At 64.4% G+C, this 16,680-nt stretch carries 19 protein-coding genes; 6 read left to right on the forward strand and 13 right to left on the reverse strand.

Going from position 1 to position 16,680, the window contains the following annotated elements; all coding sequences use genetic code 11:
• Nucleotides 1–11: 11 nt before the first annotated feature.
• Together ACLMAJ_RS26805 and ACLMAJ_RS26810 are read right to left on the reverse strand one after the other, a co-directional pair.
• The gene (locus ACLMAJ_RS26805; RefSeq protein ID WP_412016596.1) at nucleotides 12–440 is read right to left on the reverse strand and encodes a nuclear transport factor 2 family protein; all 429 of its coding nucleotides are present in this window, start codon (nucleotides 438–440) and stop codon (nucleotides 12–14) included.
• 77 nt (nucleotides 441–517) lie between these two features.
• Nucleotides 518–1,426 (reverse strand): DMT family transporter, encoded by a 909-nt coding sequence (locus ACLMAJ_RS26810; protein ID WP_412016597.1) that lies wholly within the window; start codon nucleotides 1,424–1,426, stop codon nucleotides 518–520.
• Nucleotides 1,427–1,704: 278 nt separating this feature from the next.
• Here ACLMAJ_RS26810 and ACLMAJ_RS26815 point away from each other — a divergent pair, with 278 nt between their 5' ends.
• Both ACLMAJ_RS26815 and ACLMAJ_RS26820 read left to right on the forward strand, forming a co-directional pair.
• On the forward strand, nucleotides 1,705–2,976 hold the full coding sequence (locus ACLMAJ_RS26815; protein ID WP_412016598.1) for an SGNH/GDSL hydrolase family protein: 1,272 nt from the start codon (nucleotides 1,705–1,707) through the stop codon (nucleotides 2,974–2,976).
• Nucleotides 2,977–3,102: 126 nt separating this feature from the next.
• On the forward strand, nucleotides 3,103–4,245 hold the full coding sequence (locus tag ACLMAJ_RS26820) for a N(5)-(carboxyethyl)ornithine synthase (protein WP_412016599.1): 1,143 nt from the start codon (nucleotides 3,103–3,105) through the stop codon (nucleotides 4,243–4,245).
• 72 nt (nucleotides 4,246–4,317) lie between these two features.
• On the opposite strand, the gene ACLMAJ_RS26825 is transcribed toward ACLMAJ_RS26820, so the two are convergent.
• Nucleotides 4,318–6,057, reverse strand: coding sequence for a cutinase family protein (locus tag ACLMAJ_RS26825; RefSeq protein ID WP_412016600.1), 1,740 nt, complete (start codon nucleotides 6,055–6,057; stop codon nucleotides 4,318–4,320).
• Between the two features lie 281 nt (nucleotides 6,058–6,338).
• Nucleotides 6,339–7,331: a helix-turn-helix transcriptional regulator gene (locus tag ACLMAJ_RS26830; protein WP_412016601.1), complete on the reverse strand. Its 993-nt coding sequence runs from the start codon at nucleotides 7,329–7,331 to the stop codon at nucleotides 6,339–6,341.
• Between the two features lie 62 nt (nucleotides 7,332–7,393).
• Between ACLMAJ_RS26830 and ACLMAJ_RS26835 the strand changes: the two genes are divergently transcribed.
• The gene (locus tag ACLMAJ_RS26835; RefSeq protein WP_412016602.1) at nucleotides 7,394–7,966 is read left to right on the forward strand and encodes a DinB family protein; all 573 of its coding nucleotides are present in this window, start codon (nucleotides 7,394–7,396) and stop codon (nucleotides 7,964–7,966) included.
• Nucleotides 7,967–7,975: 9 nt separating this feature from the next.
• Nucleotides 7,976–8,368 carry a RidA family protein gene (locus ACLMAJ_RS26840; RefSeq protein ID WP_412016603.1) on the forward strand — a complete coding sequence of 131 codons (393 nt, stop codon included), beginning with the start codon at nucleotides 7,976–7,978 and terminating at the stop codon, nucleotides 8,366–8,368.
• A 183-nt stretch (nucleotides 8,369–8,551) separates the two neighbouring features.
• Here the strand turns inward: ACLMAJ_RS26840 and ACLMAJ_RS26845 are convergent, their stop codons facing one another.
• The 4 genes from ACLMAJ_RS26845 to ACLMAJ_RS26860 form a co-directional block, all read right to left on the reverse strand.
• Entirely contained in the window at nucleotides 8,552–8,989 is a 438-nt protein-coding gene (locus ACLMAJ_RS26845) for an NUDIX hydrolase (RefSeq protein ID WP_412016604.1), read from the reverse strand.
• 81 nt (nucleotides 8,990–9,070) lie between these two features.
• Nucleotides 9,071–9,601 (reverse strand): hypothetical protein, encoded by a 531-nt coding sequence (locus ACLMAJ_RS26850; RefSeq protein ID WP_412016605.1) that lies wholly within the window; start codon nucleotides 9,599–9,601, stop codon nucleotides 9,071–9,073.
• 515 nt (nucleotides 9,602–10,116) lie between these two features.
• On the reverse strand, nucleotides 10,117–10,743 hold the full coding sequence (locus tag ACLMAJ_RS26855) for a DUF3558 domain-containing protein (protein ID WP_412016606.1): 627 nt from the start codon (nucleotides 10,741–10,743) through the stop codon (nucleotides 10,117–10,119).
• 699 nt (nucleotides 10,744–11,442) lie between these two features.
• Entirely contained in the window at nucleotides 11,443–11,739 is a 297-nt protein-coding gene (locus ACLMAJ_RS26860; protein ID WP_412016607.1) for a helix-turn-helix domain-containing protein, read from the reverse strand.
• Between the two features lie 278 nt (nucleotides 11,740–12,017).
• On the opposite strand from ACLMAJ_RS26860, the gene ACLMAJ_RS26865 reads away from it, so the two are divergent.
• Entirely contained in the window at nucleotides 12,018–12,923 is a 906-nt protein-coding gene (locus ACLMAJ_RS26865; RefSeq protein ID WP_412016608.1) for a hypothetical protein, read from the forward strand.
• 418 nt (nucleotides 12,924–13,341) lie between these two features.
• On the opposite strand, the gene ACLMAJ_RS26870 is transcribed toward ACLMAJ_RS26865, so the two are convergent.
• On the reverse strand, nucleotides 13,342–13,740 hold the full coding sequence (locus ACLMAJ_RS26870) for a TniQ family protein (RefSeq protein WP_412016683.1): 399 nt from the start codon (nucleotides 13,738–13,740) through the stop codon (nucleotides 13,342–13,344).
• A 101-nt stretch (nucleotides 13,741–13,841) separates the two neighbouring features.
• Here ACLMAJ_RS26870 and ACLMAJ_RS26875 point away from each other — a divergent pair, with 101 nt between their 5' ends.
• Nucleotides 13,842–14,021, forward strand: coding sequence for a hypothetical protein (locus ACLMAJ_RS26875; protein WP_412016609.1), 180 nt, complete (start codon nucleotides 13,842–13,844; stop codon nucleotides 14,019–14,021).
• 90 nt (nucleotides 14,022–14,111) lie between these two features.
• On the opposite strand, the gene ACLMAJ_RS26880 is transcribed toward ACLMAJ_RS26875, so the two are convergent.
• Genes ACLMAJ_RS26880 through ACLMAJ_RS26895 form a run of 4 tightly spaced genes read right to left on the reverse strand, consistent with a single transcriptional unit; the run spans nucleotide 14,112 to nucleotide 16,389 of the window.
• Entirely contained in the window at nucleotides 14,112–14,348 is a 237-nt protein-coding gene (locus tag ACLMAJ_RS26880) for a hypothetical protein (RefSeq protein WP_412016610.1), read from the reverse strand.
• Nucleotides 14,349–14,357: 9 nt separating this feature from the next.
• Nucleotides 14,358–15,797 (reverse strand): ADP-ribosyltransferase family protein, encoded by a 1,440-nt coding sequence (locus ACLMAJ_RS26885; protein WP_412016611.1) that lies wholly within the window; start codon nucleotides 15,795–15,797, stop codon nucleotides 14,358–14,360.
• Nucleotides 15,794–16,084 carry a WXG100 family type VII secretion target gene (locus ACLMAJ_RS26890; RefSeq protein WP_412016612.1) on the reverse strand — a complete coding sequence of 97 codons (291 nt, stop codon included), beginning with the start codon at nucleotides 16,082–16,084 and terminating at the stop codon, nucleotides 15,794–15,796. Before ACLMAJ_RS26890 ends, ACLMAJ_RS26885 begins: the two co-directional genes overlap by 4 nt.
• A gap of 5 nt (nucleotides 16,085–16,089) precedes the next feature.
• Nucleotides 16,090–16,389 (reverse strand): WXG100 family type VII secretion target, encoded by a 300-nt coding sequence (locus tag ACLMAJ_RS26895; RefSeq protein WP_412016613.1) that lies wholly within the window; start codon nucleotides 16,387–16,389, stop codon nucleotides 16,090–16,092.
• Nucleotides 16,390–16,680: the final 291 nt, after the last annotated feature.

Consider the following 16,680-nt stretch of genomic DNA (forward strand, 5'->3'; position numbering starts at 1 on the left):
CGCAGGTACGCCTAAGGGGCGAATGCCTTGGCGACCGCGAGGCTGTCTTCGTAGACGTGATGGCGGGTGATCAGACCGTGCTCGACGGTCAGGTGCAGCGCGAACCGTGAGCGGTACGGCCGACCGGTGGCGCGGGCGGTCTGCCGGATCTCACCGAACACCACCGCGTGCGCACCGTCGATCACAATCCGCTCTATTCGAGTATCGGCCTGCTCGGGCACATGATGCTCGGCGATCTCGCGAAAGTGGGCCGCGGCGTCCGCGCGGGTCGATCGGTGCCGAATCCAGGGCGTCGCGGTGCGGCCGTGCTCGTCCTGCGGCCAGTCCAGCTTCCAGTCGGCGTCGTCGGCGTACAACTCGGCGATCCGCTCGTGATCGCCGGACCCGATTCGCCCCAGCAAATCCTCCACCACCGCGCGAGTGGTCGTGACTGACGGCAACACAGCTCCTCCGATCCGCACCGCGTCCCAGCGACGGTAGCGACCACCATTCTGGTCAGTGCTGGGGATCCTGACGATTACCTGTCAGGTAAAGGCGAAGCCGACACAGCGGGTACGGGATCCGGCTCCTCCGATGTGCTGCGGGTACGTGCGGTGCCGAGCACGCAGCCGAGGATGACAAGGGGGAATCCGATGGCCATGCCAATGGTCAGCGGTTCATCGAGCAAGGTCACGCCGAGCAGGATGGCTATCGCTGGGTTGATGTAGGTGATGACCGTCGCCCTGGCCGGACCGACCTCACCGATCAGCGCGAAGAACACCAGGAACGCTGCGGCCGTGCAGATCACCGCGAGGCCGAGCACCGACCACGCGGCGTCCGAGGTGAGGTGTGTCGGCAAGCGCAGGCTCGCGAACGGCACGTAGATCACCGCCGCCAGGATCAGCGATGCGGTGACAACGCCGAGCGGCGGCAGGTCCGCGAGCGCGCGATTGATGATGATCGGGCCGATCGCGTAGCCGACGGTGGTCAGCGCGATCGCGCCGATCGCGGCAGGCTGCGAGAGGTCGACGTCCAGCCCGACAAGCGCGGCGACGCCCGCGAATCCGACGATCAGTCCGATGGTGCGGCGCGCGTCGAAGCGATCGTGGCCGAGCTTCGTCACGATCACCACCGCGATGAGTGGCACGGCGGCGATCAGCAGTCCGACGGTGGAGCTGTTCAATGTGGTCTCCGCGTACCCGATCAAGAACCACGGCCCGGTGATCTCGACCAGTGTGTACAGCAGCAGCGGTCGCCACCGTCGAAATACCGGAGCAAGAGTCTTGCTGTACAACGCGATAGGCAACAGGATCAACGCGCCGATGAACGTCCGGCCGAACGCCACCACCATCGGATCGAGATCACGTACCGCTACCCGGATCATCGCGTAGGGCACACCCCAGATGACGCCCATGGACAGGAAGAGCACCCACCCGCGCCTGGTCATCGTGCTACCGCTTCTCTATCGAGCATGCTCCGCATCACTTTCTGGCCGAACGGACCCTGTCGGGAAAATCTCATCATCCGACACCGATTCGTCCCGGGCTTCCCACGACCGGCCGGTCGGCAGCGCAGGTCGCTGATCGTCGGACGATCACGATGGCGCAAATCCTTTCGTGTACCTGCTGATTCCCAGTCTAATGGGACTGGGGTTTCATTAAAACTCTAACCGTGCTACGGTCTCCTGGTCTTAATGGAACGGCATTCCCGATAACGGAGTTCGACATGACGATCATCACCGCTTCGCTGCGTAACTGGAAGAAACTGCTGGCTGCCACGGCCGTCGGAATCGCCGTCGCGGGCGCCATCGGAGTCGCGCATTCCCGCGGCACCGCCGAAGCGCACGACTGGAGCGCCGCGTGGGCGGTGCCGATGCAGCTGCCCACCGCGGGGTTCGAACCGAACTGGTCCACCGACGGTTTCGCCGACCAGACGGTGCGGCAGGTGGTCAGGGTGACCGGCGGCGGCACCGAAGCGCGGATCACGCTGTCCAATCGCTACGGCGCGGACACGTTGCGGATCAACGCCGCGACCATCGCCCGCACCGGTCAGGCCGCTGCGGTGGCGCCGGAGACGCTGCGGTCGCTGCGATTCGACGGCGCGGAATCGGTAACGATCGCGCCGGGCGACACGGCAACCAGCGACGCGGCCGAATTACCTCTCGCGCCCTTCGAATCGGCGACGGTGACGCTGTACCTGCCCGCGCACACCGGACCGGCGACCTTCCATGCCCAGGGCTACGCGACCAGCTACCGCGCGGGCGGCGATCACGCGGGCGACACCGGCGGCGCTGCCTTCACCGAGTCCACCCATTCCTGGTACTACCTGTCGGACCTCCAGGTCGCCGGCGCAACGAAGCCCGCAGGCACGGTCGTAGCCTTCGGCGACTCCATCACCGACGGTTACGGTGCGGGCAACGACACCAACAGCCGCTACCCGGATCTGCTCGCCGACCGGCTGGCCGCCGCCGGTGTGCCCCGCGTCGTCCTCAACTCCGGAATCGGCGGCAACCTGGTCCGCAATGACTCCTCCTGGTTCGGTGAAAGCGCGCTGAAGCGGTTCGACCGAGATGTGATCGCCAAGCCGGACGTATCCTCGGTGATCATTCTGGCCGGACTCAACGACATCGGCTTCTCCGAAATCGATCTTCCGAGCTACAAGCCCAATCCGACTGTGTCGGTTGATCAACTGATCGACGGCTACCGCGACCTGATCGCCCGCGCGCATCAGTCGGGAATCTCCGTGATCGGTGCGACCCTGCTGCCGATGAAGGGCGCCGAGTACTACAACGACACCTCGGCCGCGAAGATCCGCCAGCTCAACGAATGGATTCGCACCAGCGGCGAATACGACGCCGTTGTCGACTTCAACGCCGCACTTGCGGACCCGACAGACCACGAACGCCTCGCCCCCACCTACGACTCGGGTGACCATAAGCACCCCAACCCCGCGGGCTACGCGGCGATGGCGGCAGCGATCGACCTGAAAACCCTTTAGTACGAATCGATACCGCGTGCGGGCCGAGCAACCAGCTCCGCCCGCACGCCTGTGTGCGGGCGCGTTTGTCAGAGCGGAGCTCGCTATCGGCCGCTGAGCTCGGGGTTGTCCGAGTAGGCTCGTTTGGTGAAGCAACTAACTGTCGGACTCGTGGCTACCTCCCGTAAAGAGGCCGAGCACCGGCTGGCGATCCACCCGGCGCACTTCGACCGGATCGACCCGGGGCTTCGCAACCGCGTGCTACTCGAGCGTGGCTACGGCGAGCGGTTCGGTTACACCGACGAGCACCTGGCGCCGCTGGTCGGCGGACATCGCACCCGCGAGGAACTGTTCGCCGAATGCGACGTGTTGCTGTTTCCCAAGCCGCTTGCCGAAGATCTCGAGAACCTGCGCCAAGGTCAGGTTGTGTGGGGGTGGCCGCACTGTGTGCAGGACACGCGACTGACCCAATTGGCCATCGACCGCGGCCTGACCCTGATCGCCTGGGAGGCGATGAACCACTGGACCAAGGAAGGCAACTTCAGCGTCCACGTGTTCCACAAGAACAACGAGCTGGCCGGTTACTGCTCGGTCCTGCACGCACTACAGCTGCGCGGGTCGAGCGGGGATTACGGACGGCGGATGCGCGCGGCCGTGATCAGCTTCGGTGCTACCGCCCGCGGGGCCGTGCGCGCCCTCAACGCGCTCGGGATCAGCGACGTGACGGTGCTGACGCAGCGCAGCGTCTCGGCGGTCGCCTCGCCGTTCGCGTCGGTGCGGATGCAGCATTTCGCGCGCGATCCGAGGAACCCGAGCAAGACTCTCGCGCTGAAGGCGCCGGAACCGGGACCCCTCGCCGAGATGCTTGCCCAGTACGACGTGGTCGTCAACTGCATCCTCCAGGACACCGACGAACCGCTGATGTTCGTGCTGAACGAGGACCTGGACCTGTTCGCGCGCGGCACGCTGTTCGTCGACGTCTCCTGCGACGAGGGCATGGGCTTCGAATGGGCCCGTCCGACCTCATTCGCCGAGCCGATGTTCATCGTCGGCGATGACCTGCACTACTACGGTGTCGACCACAGCCCCTCGTTCCTGTGGAACTCCGCCACCTGGGAGAACTCCGAAGCCCTTCTGGAGTACCTGCCGATCGTGATGGCAGGCCCCGACGCGTGGGACGGCAGCGAGACGATCCGCCGCGCGATCGAAATCCGCGCTGGCAAAGTCCAGAACCTCCGGATCCTCTCGTTCCAGGGCCGTGCTGCCGCCTACCCGTACGTGGTCGCCTGACCTCTCATCCGACAGACATAAAAAGGACCCTGCCCGACTCGATGAGAGTTGGGCAGGGTCCCTGAATTTCGGCTACCGGTTGGAACCGGCGGTCGGGGGCGCGCTGGTGGTGGTGGTCGGCGCCGCGGATTCCGTCGTCGTGTTGGTGGGTTCGATGGCGGTCGGCTTCGCGGTCTCGGTGGGCGCCGCGACCGAGGAACGGGCCGGTGGGGCTACCGCCTCAGGTGCAGTTGTCGTGCTCGAGGTTTCGGACGGCGTCGTAGTCGGTGACGCGGTAGTCGTCGGCACAGCCGTAGTCGTCGGCGCAGCGGTAGTCGCCGTGGCCTTCGGTGCGCCGCTGACATCGGTCTTGGGCGGGGCAGTACTGGTGGTTGTCGGTGCGGCGGTCGCGCTCTTGGTCGGTTCGCTCTTCGCCAGGGGGGTCTCCACCGCCTTGTATACGGCGGCGAGGTCCGCCGCTTGCGGCTTCGCGGTCGTGTCGACCGGCTCGCCCGCCTGCGCCTGCTGCGCCAGGTGTGTCAGCCAAGCGGCCGCATACTCGGCGGAGGTCAGTGGCCTGCCCTCGGAAGAGTCGGCGTTGCGCCAGTAGTCGAAGTGGTGACCGGTGTGGTTCGGCCCGAGCGTCAGCTGGTACGGGTCGCTCATGACCACGGGGATCGTGTTCTGGTTCGTCACGATGAGACCGACGATCTCGTTCAGCACCTTCTGCGGCAGATAGGCCAGCGGCGCCATGTTGTTGGTCGCGATCGACTGCGCTTTCGCCGGGGTCGTCGGTGCCGCACCGGGCTTGTATCCCGGATCCGACACCTTCAGCAGCACATCGAGGAAGGTCTCGTTGCTCTGCATCCAGTTCGGCTGCGACTGGATATCCGCGAATGCCGCGAGCGCGACCCGGCCGAGCACGACAGCGACATCCTGCCCTGTCGCAGGCGTGAGCCCCTCGCGTTCGAGTCCGTCGACATTCAACTGCGTGCCTACATTGGCCACCAGTTGCAGCAGCGAAATGTTCTCCGGTGCCGCACAGGTGAGATCGCCCTCGGAGCAGAACGAAGCGATCTTTCCGTTCAGTGCGCCGAAGTCACCGCTGGTGCCGGGCAGCGCACCCTTACCCGATACCGGTTTCACGCCGTTCTGATACTGCTGATCGAAGCCGTCGGGATTGCTGAACGGGTCTTTGGCGCCGATGAACGGTCCGTCGCCCGCCGAGCGACCGGCGTCGGCGAGGATGACGACACCGAGAACATCGGCCGGATCGACGATCCCGTAGCCACCGCCGTTGTCGGCCTCCTGGTGTCCGATCTTCGTCGCGACGCGGCGCACGACATCGGCGCCCTCGCTGTATCCGACGATCGAGAACTTGGTGTCGGGGCAGGCCCGCGTGATCTCCCGCATCACCTGTTCCGTATTCGCGGCACCGGTATCGACGGCGTCTTCGTAGCTGGCCATGTTCGCCGGATACGCGATGTACACCGCGGCATACGAGCCGGGATCGACCGCGCCGGCCGGTGCGTTGACGACCGGATCGACCCACTCGCTGCTGTGGTCACCCGACAGCGCGGCGGGCAATTCTTCGCCGTTGGCCCCGACCAGCAACTTCGTGGTTCCCGCGACGGGGGTGTCGCCGCGTCCCGCCACCGAGATGGTCACCATGTCGTGGCATTCGGTGACCGACGTCGTGAGCTGTGTATCCCTGGTCTGCGGCGTCGATGTCAGTCCCCACGAGGCGGCGACGATAGCTGCCACCCCCAGCGCCGCAGGTGCGGCAACGGCCGAAGCGATTCGATGCCGCGAAAAGAACTCGCGAAGAGCCATGTCCTGATCCTCAATCCAATTGCCGACAAGTGGACGGACAAGCCCCCCGATGGCCCATGCGTCTCCAAGAGAGTCGTGGCCGGGGGCGCGATCGTTACTGGACCGGTGACTTACACGGGTTATCGCAGTGTTGCGATCGTTGGACCGCAACCGTCACGCAACCCCTGGCCTCGCCGATCTCGAAATCACCGCACCCATCGCCGGGGACCGTCGGGTTGTCGGGCAGGGGGGCCGAAGAGCGCTTCGAGGTCACCCATCCACGGAGCTCCACGGCGTCGCGCTCATGACTTCTCCGTATCCGGAACCGGTGAGATCGCCGCACCGGCCGCCAGCAGTTTCTGTGCCAGTGTGTGGCAACGTTTCGCGAGCTCAGGAGGGTCGAGTACCTCGAAGTCGTGCCCGAGCAGGAGTACATGCATGAGCACGGCGTCGAGATTGCTCGCGCCACTGAGTACCTCGCATAGCTCGCCCTCTCGCCGTCGTACGACCGCCGCCGCCGCCGGAATCTGCGCGCGCACCGTGTCGGCCGACGCGTGCACGAGAAAACGCGCCTGGTGCGGGTAGACCCGACTCGCCACTCCCTCTTGCACATAGGTCGCCGCGTCGGGCGCCGCACGCGGGCGGAATCGCCAGGTCCGTGCGGACACCTGGGTCATCTTGTCGACGCGGAAGCTGCGCCAGTCATCACGATCGAGGTCGTAGGCGAGCAGGTACCAACGCCGGTCGGAGGCGACCAGGCGGTAGGGCTCGACCCGACGTCGCCGCACCTCGCTCCCGGAGGGGTAGTCGAACTCGGCCTCGACCTCGTCGCGGCAGGCTCTCGCCAGCGTCATGAGCACCCCGGGGTCGACCGGCGCGCGGCCGCCGTCGAAAGACTCCACCGCGCCGGAGAGCGCGCGCACCTCGTGCCGCAGCCGGGTCGGTAGCACTCGGTCGAGCTTGGTCAGCGCCCGCAGCGCGGCGTCACCGGCGCTCGCCACCGCGCCACCCGCGCCGACCAACAGCGAGACCGCTGTGACGATCGCCTCCTCGTCGTCGAGAAGCAGCGGCGGCAGGTCTTGCCCAGCACCGAGTTGGTAGCCGCCGCCGACACCCTGGCTGGCATGCACCGGATAGCCGAGGGTGCGTAACCGTTCGACATCACGCCGTACCGTGCGCGGCGTGACCCCGAGCCGCTCGGCAAGCTCGGGACCGGTCCAGACCTGGCGTTGCTGCAGCAGCCCGAGCAGGGTGAGCACCCGCTCCGTCGTACCCCGCTCGTCGCCGTCCGCCATGTCACCCACCCTGCCAGAAATAGCGGACCGATCCTGTCCGCTAGGGGTGCCATGGTGGCCGCATGGATACCGACGAACTCGACTGGAACCGGACGCTGCGCGAGCAGTGGGAGTTCCACTGGAACCATCAGATCCGAGCCCGGCTCGACGGCCTCACCGACGACGAGTACTTCTGGTCGCCGGTGCCGGACGCCTGGAATGTGCGCCCGCGCGGCAGCTCGACAGCGCCCGTGCAGGCCGGCGCCGGGGAATTCACGATCGAATATGCCTTCCCCACACCGGTTCCCGCGCCCTTCACCACGATCGCCTGGCGACTCGGCCACGTCATCGTCGGCGTGCTCGCCGCGCGCAACGCCGCACATTTCGGCGCGCCCACGGCGTCCTACGAGACCTGGAAATACGCAGGCGGCGCTGCCGAAGCACTCAACCAGCTCGAAGCACAACTCGATCTATGGCTTGCCGGTGTGCGCGGCCTCGGCCAGGCCGGTCTCCGAGTCTCGGTCGGGGATAAAGAGCCCTTCCCCGAGCTGTCCATGGCCGATCTGGTGCAGCACATCCACCGCGAGCTGATCCACCACCTATCCGAGGTCTGCCTGTTGCGCGACCTCTACGTGCACACGAAGTCCGACACCTAGGAGAGGCCCATGACCATAAAGACGACACACCTCGACCCTGAGGAACTCCACAACAACCCCGCCTTCACACAGGGCGTGATCGCACCCGCTGCCCAGACGCTCTATGTCGGTGGCCAGCTGGGCACCGACAGTACCGGAAAGCTGCTCGACGGCATCGAAGCGCAAACCAAGCAGGCAATGCGAAACGTGCTGACCGTGCTCGCTGCCGCCGGCACCGGTCCCGAACATGTCGTCAAAATCAACATCTACCTCGTCGACGGAGTCGACGCACAAGTGGGATACGCGGCGTCGCAATCAATCTGGGGCAATCACCGCACAGCCATCACGGTCGTTTCCACCACAGGACACGGCCGCCCCGGCGCGCTCGTGGAGATCGACGCGATAGCGATCATCCCCGAATAGGACAACCCCACCGATCAAGACCCCGCCGAAGCCAAAGCTTGCGCCGAGGCTTCGGCGGGATCCCGAGGCCACTGCCCCCGTGTCAGTGATCGGCGTGAACTACCTGTTCGAGCCAGGGCTCGTCGAGGTCGAGGCGTTCGCCGTGCTCGACTGAGACGTGCGGGCACCAGGCTCGGTAGCGCCTCAGTGCTGAATCAAACCGCCGATCGGTACGGGAGCGACATGGCCGGTTGCCGGAAGCGCCCGGGCCAGGGCGAGGCCGATATCCACGAGTGACGACCGGCGCAGGCAGTCGACATCGGGGATCGGGGTCCACGTCGGCTCGGCGGTCTGACCGTTCGGTTCAGGCCGGAGCTGGCCGCCGGTGACACGGACGCGATAGAAAATGCCGATATTCTGATGCTCGGCTCCGGTACGCGCGGCGGTCGCTGGGATCACCCTCGAGTCCACGCCGAGCAGGCGTTCGACAATCCCGTGACAGCCGGTTTCTTCAGCGAGCTCCCGGGTCACCGCAACAAACGGATCCTCTCCGTGCTCGACCCTGCCACCCGGAAGAGTCCAGCTGGTCTCGCCCCCTGCGGTACGTGCCGCGCGAGCAGCACCTTCCCGTCCTCGATGCATACGGCATACGCCGCCAGCCTGAACTCATTCCTATAACCTCCTGCGGGAGGCCGCCTTCGGGTAACCCCGCCCCCGCTACTGTCACCAAATATCGGCCCAGACTGGTCGTTTGGGAATGTCGAACAATGCGGAATTCTTGTGGACCACAACGGGAATCGAGGAGCCGACGCTCAGTCGCTCGGCCAGTGCTCGCGCTTTGGCCTCGCGGAATTGAGGATAGAAGTACTGCTTTTGCACGCGGGCATCCGCATCCGAGTCCGGGTGTGGGAATTGGGCTTCGATCTGTACCCGCCACAAATCGAAGTTGAGCGTGCCCGAACGGTACTTGTATCGCAGATCCGACTCGACCACTACCGCAGATATCGCGATCCCAGTCCGCCGCAAGTAGTTCCGGCGCAGCCGCCATGCGGCGGCTAGCACGAGCAACCACGCACCTATGCCGAGTAGTGCGCTCACTGGAAGAAACAGCGCCATGGCGACTTGCGAACCGGTCCACCGGACTATCACGACACCCAGGTTCAGCGCGCCCGCCATGAAGGCCACCGCCGCTACGGGGACACCCAGCGTCCACACCAGCGACATCGGGCCGATCATCCTCCCAGAACGCCCCACACCAACTCCTCGAGCAAACTGGCAGTAAGCCATCGACTGTAACGGCACCTAAAACGCGAAGTCACGGCGTAACGCATCTCAGCGCCAGCGCCGCTCATCGGGGTAATCCTCGAATTCGTCCGGCCAGTCGCTGGGGCCGACCACGGTGGGACGCGGTATCCATACCGGCGACCATCGAGATGAATTCCTCGGTCACCTCGGTGGGACCGTCGAAGAGTTCGTCAATGTCTATGTTGGCCAGGCGGACGTTGGCGGTGCGTCAGCGGATCGTATTCGATTCCTGCCGCGCGAGTGATGCTCTTGATGGACTCGTTCACCCTGCCGAGGATCGGGAAACAGACCAGCAATGTCGCTGGGATTCGCCGCGAATGTCTCAGCCATCCGTATAGTGCCCTAACTCTTTACTTTTCCCCGAAGTGGAGTCGAACACCGTTGCCCCACCGCCGGACTCGCCCGTCCGGACTCTAGGCGTGCGGGCATGCTCCGTCAACGGGCATGGTCCGCAACTGGAAGTACTAGTTGGTGCCGAGTGACTCGCTGAAGGTTTCGGTGATCTGACGGATCTGGTCACATGCCGACGGCACGGCGACCGGACCCGGGGGCACAATCAGGCCAACCGTGAAAGTCCCGTCGGATGACTTGATCGACCCCCAGCAACCGCCGTCAACCTGCGGCGTCCGGTACGACACAGCCTCGCGCCCGCCGATCGGGTCGGAGTTGAATATGTTGTAGCTCGGGCTCTTCCGGATATCGTCAAGAGTCAAATCGCTCGACGTCACCGACACCCCGCCAGTGGGGTACTTCTCGCCATCGACAAGGGTCTCACGCCAGAATTGGCAGCCGATAGTTGTGAGAAGCCCGGAAATGCCTTCGGCTGTGGATCTTTCGCGAGTCGCCGGGTCGAATCCGACCCTGGTCACCAAATCATCGCCCACACTCACGCATGGATCGAACCGAACCTGCGCGGCCCCGATCTGCACCGGCGCCGGTGGAACGCTTACCTGCACAGAGGCGGTCGCCCTGGCTGACGTCGCGGCCGAAACCGTTGTGTCCGCGCCCTGGTCAGTGGAGCTACCAGCACAGGCGACCAGCGTCGTCGCACTCACCACCAGACAACCAGCGGCGAAGCTTCTTCTCATCATCGAAACCCTGATCGTTGAGGTCGCCGCCCTATCCCAGCGGGACCAGGTGGTCACTAGTCATCCGTGAGCATCGCAGATGCAAGCGCTAGCTAGCTGTAGGGTCTCAAAAAGCATGGCCAGTGCCGACGCTCTGAACCGCGGTTTCTGAGTTTGTCTCACAACGTGGCCACTGTAATCTGTCTCAAAAAGATGGCCATTCTTCAGATGTGGTGAGGGGCAGCGAGATCGCGCTGGAGTCCGCCATCCATGGCGCTTCGGACGAGTGTTCCGGCCTCGTCATCGTATCGTCACGTGATGGATCCTTCAGGCTGCGGAAAATGATTGCCGCTGCCCACATGTTGACTGGCTCGGGTGTCAAGGTCGTCGACCCTTACCAGTGATCGGGATCGTAGCAGCCTAGATTCGGATCCAGTCATCGCGTGCGAAATCGCTTGCCGCATAGCCCATATGACCAGGGCTGGGCGAATCGGATGGGTGGCCCAGACGGGCAGTGACAAGCCCTACGGACCCATGGGCGACCGAAACACATTTCAGCACGTCTGATGTCGCCCCCGGGGTTGCGCTCCGCCGAGAAGATCACCCACATCGTCGACCGCCGCACTCGCGGAGCCCATCACCCCGTAACGGCTTGCACTCGTGACCGTAGAACACACCGCATGGCTGTCGAACGGCAAGTAGCGAGGCGCTGGAGTTCGCGAATCAGCGGTACCTTTTGATGGTCGGCGGCGACAGGTGCTGTTCGGCATCAGCGAGCAATGTAGACGGCGTGGTCGAAAGCGCCTCAGCAAGATCCCACAGCCGGTCTATCTGAATGCCGCTGGTGCCCAACTCAATACGGGCGATGCTGGGCCGTGATAGGCCAGAGGCCGCAGCGAGGTCGTCCTGATTCATACCCACTGATTCGCGGGCACGGCGTATAGCAGCTCCGACGGCGTCCCGCCTCATTTTGCGCACCCTCCTCTGCTGCGGAGACAGCGACGCTTCCGGCACCGGCATACCCGCATCATCGCACGCAGCATTCGGCCCACTTGTGTGTCCGTTGCCAGACGATCAATCTACGGCACCCAAAGTATATCGCATGCGATACAAAACGCATGTGAGGATACGTGACCGCTGGATGACGCCATACTATGCTCGACCCGATCGCCGCGTGCGACCCTCTCGACCGGACTATCCAGCGGTCCGTGCAACCCGCACTCGGCGAGCGGGGACCCGCAGTTGACCGACTCGCTTTCGAGTGAATGCCCACATCACACGAGATCGGAGCTCAAGCGTTGTCCATAGTGATCCTGAAAGGACGCCACGAGGGTGTCGACCACGGTGCGCAATCGTGGCTGGCCGCTACCGAACTAGCCGGAAATGCCGATGCGACGTTGCGGTTGTCGCGAGCGGTCAATCCGCTTCGCTACGGCTTCACCAATCGAGAGCCACTGGACTTGGCGCAGTGCACCGGGGAAGCCGCCGAACACGTCATCGAGTTGCTGATCGCTGGGCAGGTGCCCACACCTGGCGCGGTGAGCACCGCTGTGGCGAACCCACCGAACATGAAGGTGGCCGGGATACGGGAATTAGAGCGCGCCGCATCGAAGCAACTCAGGGCGCTCGTTCGCGGCGATTACGACACCCTGGGTGAGGAGTTGTCATCCTCTGTCGCGCTGCACTGGGCCAACTACGGATTCGGCCCCACGTGGCAAGAAGCGTGCCAGTCGGACGCCGTTGTGAACTGGTGGACCTTCGCACTAGGAGAAGTACCCGAGTTTCGACTGGCCCGGAATCCGATGTTCACGATCCTGGATCAGTCTGGATGGATCGCATCGAATCCCGCCCCGCGATCGCTCTGCGCCGGTCGACGGTTTCACAACCGCTTCTATGGCGACCATGTCTCGCCAGCCTCGGCTACGACCATCGGATACCTGGTCGCCCGGTATGTCGGAATCTACCGACGGCTCCACAACGACCGAAGCCCGACATGGGCCGAGGTCACAGCCTCGACAGCTGACCGAAAAGGGATTCCACTGTTCTTCAACGCAGGCGACGGTCAGGCGCAACAGCGATGGTTGGTAACCCAAGGATGGATTCGCATCGAAGACGACCAACTCCGCCGAGGCGAACGCGCCAAGTCCGAAACTCGCCGACGCACGGCCCTGAGAAAGGCTTCCGCCGCGACGCAAGCGGCCTGAAACCCGAACTTGATTCACTGCTGGCGGCCACGTCACTGTTATGTGGCCGCCAGCTCGATCCCCGTGGCGCCCGTTGCCAGAGGCAATTGGGTGCATGCCCCCTCTGACGCGGAAATGCTGCTTTCGACAACGTGATGTTCCGGATGTCTTATCGACCGCACATACACGACAGTGTCCGAGCCTCGACATCTGCCGGACCTGCGACAGCATCGCCCACTAGTGCATGCGCTGCGCCGCTGACTGAACCCGACCACGAGACTTCGACTGCAGCGCATCCATATCCAGCCTGCAGATCAGGGGATCACCTCCCGACGACCCGGTCGTTGCGCCGGATTCCAGCAATGGGGCCCTTCCTGGCATTCCGTACGTTTGGAAAACACGAGTCTGCCGCGCGGCATCGGAGGGCGGGTGGATGACGTCAGATTGAGCGCCGCCGCCCGTCAGTTTCAGCAACGCATCGCGGGCATGCTGCGCTGTGGCTGTTCTCGAACTGTGGAACACCGTTGTAGCGGTATCGTCCCCGACCTTCCATGAAACGCCGAGCCAGCCCCGACGCGGCGGTCATAGCAGTCAACTCAGCCGCGGTCAGCCCGGTCCGCGCCTCCAGGTTCGGCAAGTACTGATGGCCGAGGCGGGTGAGTTGACCGGCCAACGACTCGAAGCCCAGACCCATCTGCTTAGCAGTGTCTGTGGGGGAAAGGCCGAACACCGATCCTGCGCAGTCGATCCAGCTCGACAGTGACTCTCCGGGCAGCGGACGAGGACACAGTGCCAACCTTGGAGGACGTGCAAAGGGCCGCGATTCAGGTACCTGCATCACGGCTATAAATCCTTCCACGGCAAGCACATTGGTGATCTCAGTGAGGGCACACCCCCGAGAAGCCCTCTCGGCCAACGGTATTACTGCGGTGCACCTGTATGCATCAGCGAGTCAGCGAGACCTTCGTCGACGTGATGTGGGCGGGCACCGATATCGACATTGTCGACAAGCCCGCCCGCACCGTGAGGGTGGCGATCGTGGTTGTTGCCGGTGCGCGCTGCGGCGGCGTGCCAGTGCAATTCGTCATAGACGCCCCCAGTTCGCAGGCTGCACGCTGAGCAAAGGTCAGACGAACCCGGGGTTATCCTCTTACTCAAGGGGCGCGGGCCCGCTGAGGAGCCCGCGCTGCGGGGTGGAGGGGGTTGGGGCTACTGGTCTTGGTCGCGGTCCTGCTGTATTCGCGCTTCGGCGTCGAGGTAGGTCTGTTCGAACTCGGTGCCCAGCAGGTCATCCCGGAACCGCGGGGGAAGGTCGCCAGGGTCGTACTCCGGCTCCCGCGCGTTCAGCTCAGCGAAAGCGGCCATGGCCTTGGCCATCAGCTCAGGCGGGATCGGATTATCGGGGTCAGAAGGCCTGAAGATTTTTCCGCCAATGCGTTCTTCCATGCTCTACTCCTACTTTCCGCGCTCGATCATTTGAATGACGGTACGTCCGGTGTTCCAGTCGGTGTACCTGTTGACGACATCGAATGGGGTTCCGGACTTGAAAAGAATCTCCGGGTTTCCGGGTGCGGACAATTGGGTGATGTCCTTGCCGGTCTGGGAGAAGATCTGCATCTCGACGTTGCCCTCCCGCACCCCGCCGCCTGCCTTGGCAAGGGGTGACGCGCTGGTGAAGGCGGGCTCGGTGACCTCGAAACCCTTCTCGTATCTCGCGAGTTGCTCGGGTGTCAGTTGCACCACCCGGGTTACCTGACCTTCGAAATTTGGGAGCTTGTCGAGCCCGGCATTGAGGTTGTCGATGTAGCGCTGTTGCTCAGCCGTGATTTTGCCGGACCGTAACGGGACATTGGCGAACTGGTGGCCGCTGCCGGTGTAGTCGGTGATCGCCGTCACTTCCTCCGTCGAGAGCTTCGCCGGAGCGCGGGCCGCGCCGAGTTCGCGCAGCCGTTGCAGCTCTTTCTGATTTTTTGCGACGTCGGCGAGCGTGGTCACGCCCTCGCCGATCTTCTTCTCCCGCTGCCAACCCTCGATGATGACCCGCAGGGGCCGCCCGAATTTGGCGGCGATCTGCACTGCGCGAGCCGTCGCGACCGCGACACCGATACCGAAGGTGACGGCGGAGGCGGCTAGGCCGATGGCGTAGGTGATCGCGAGCTCGCGCAGCAGCTCTTCAGCGAGTAGCTCGAGCTCTTTTTTCAGGGCCTCGCGCAGTTCGTCGAGGGCGCTGCGGTGCTGGGTCGCCGAGGTAGATAGCTCTTCGGCGGCTTGGGTGACACCTTGGACGTCCTCACGGATGTGGCGCAGATCCTCGGTAATCATTGCGATTTCGGGGGCAGCGATGCCCTCGAAGCTGGTGGCGATGCGGTCAAGGGTGGCGGCGAACTGCTCGACGGCCGCGGCGGTGGCGATGTCGTGCCACGTGTTGGCCATGTTCGTGAGCTTGGTGGCGTTGCCGTCCGGCACGGTGATGCCGATCTTCTCGCACAGCGACAGCGCTTCGAGCAGGCCACCGCCGCCACCGGCTGAGGGCAGCGGCGCCCGGCACAGGTAGGCGGGTGGGGGCAGTGGCGTGGGCACTGGCGGTGGGTCCCCGGCGCCCATGGTCGCGCGGTGTTCGGCGAGGTCGTAGTTGTAGCCCACGCGTTGCAAGATGGTCGCGTAATTGCCCGCGGCCTCGGCAATCAACGTCACCGATTGCAGAACCTTTTCGTTGCGTGCGTCGTAGCTCGCCGCCCACTTACGTGCTTCCTCATACGATCCGCACATCTCGCCACACTCCTGCAGTGCGGGCCATTTCGCGTCGACCGCTGCGAAGAAATCGTGGGCTGCGGTCGAGAGCGCGGTCGCGGCACCGTAGTAGGTCTGCACGTCGATATCCAGCGCTGTGGTCATTGTCCCAACATCCGCAGGTTGGCGGCGATACCGTCGCTGTAGGCACCGTGCGCGGCCACGGCGGCTTTGCGCATGAGCTCGATACCGTCGCGGGCATCCGCAGCGCCGGTTGCCCATTCGCGATGAGCTTCGGCGTGCTGGTCCGCCGCCGCCCCGCTCCAGGTGAGGTGCATCGCTGCCATCCGCTGATCCACACCGGATAGGGATTCCTCGAGGAACCCGCTCAGGCCCGCGATGCGGGCGGTGACGTTGTCGAGGTGGTCGAGGTCGACCCGAAACTCCGTCATGGCCCTCAGCTCAGATCCAGTGAGAACGTAGCCGACTTCGTGATGTCGGCGTGCGCCTGGTCGAGGTCGAGCACCGTCGTCACGCTCACCCCGAGTAAATCGCCCATATCGTGAAGTGCTTCAAGCACGCTGATCGCGCCGCGGCGGGTTTCTTCCCAGCCCGCCAGATAGGTATCGGCGGCGGTGCCCTGCCAGGACGCCATGAGCCCGGCGACTTCGGCGTCGGCGGAGCGGATGCCGTTGATGAGTGCTTGCGCGGTGTCCTGCACGTACCGGCCCGCGTCGGTCACCTCCGTGGGGACCAAACTGAAATCCTGCGCTGCAAGAGAAGTCGCAGGGGAATTCGTGGCTGTAGCCACTGTGTCTACCGTCCTCTCGCCCCCCCCGGGTTGAACTTGAATTGTTGGTCTCAATCACTTCGACGCGCCGCATGCCCGTTCGGTTCCACTGAAATCGAAACTCGCGCGGGAGGGCGCTACATGTCGGCCTGATACTCGAACCGCGTGAACCTTACGGCGTAGCCGAGCACCCCCGGTCAACCGGAGCATCACGGCATCGCGCCGGATACCGTTCACCGGCCGCTTCTGCCCCTTACC

The organism is Nocardia arseniciresistens, assembly GCF_046764875.1.
Classification (GTDB): Bacteria; Actinomycetota; Actinomycetes; order Mycobacteriales; family Mycobacteriaceae; genus Nocardia; species Nocardia arseniciresistens.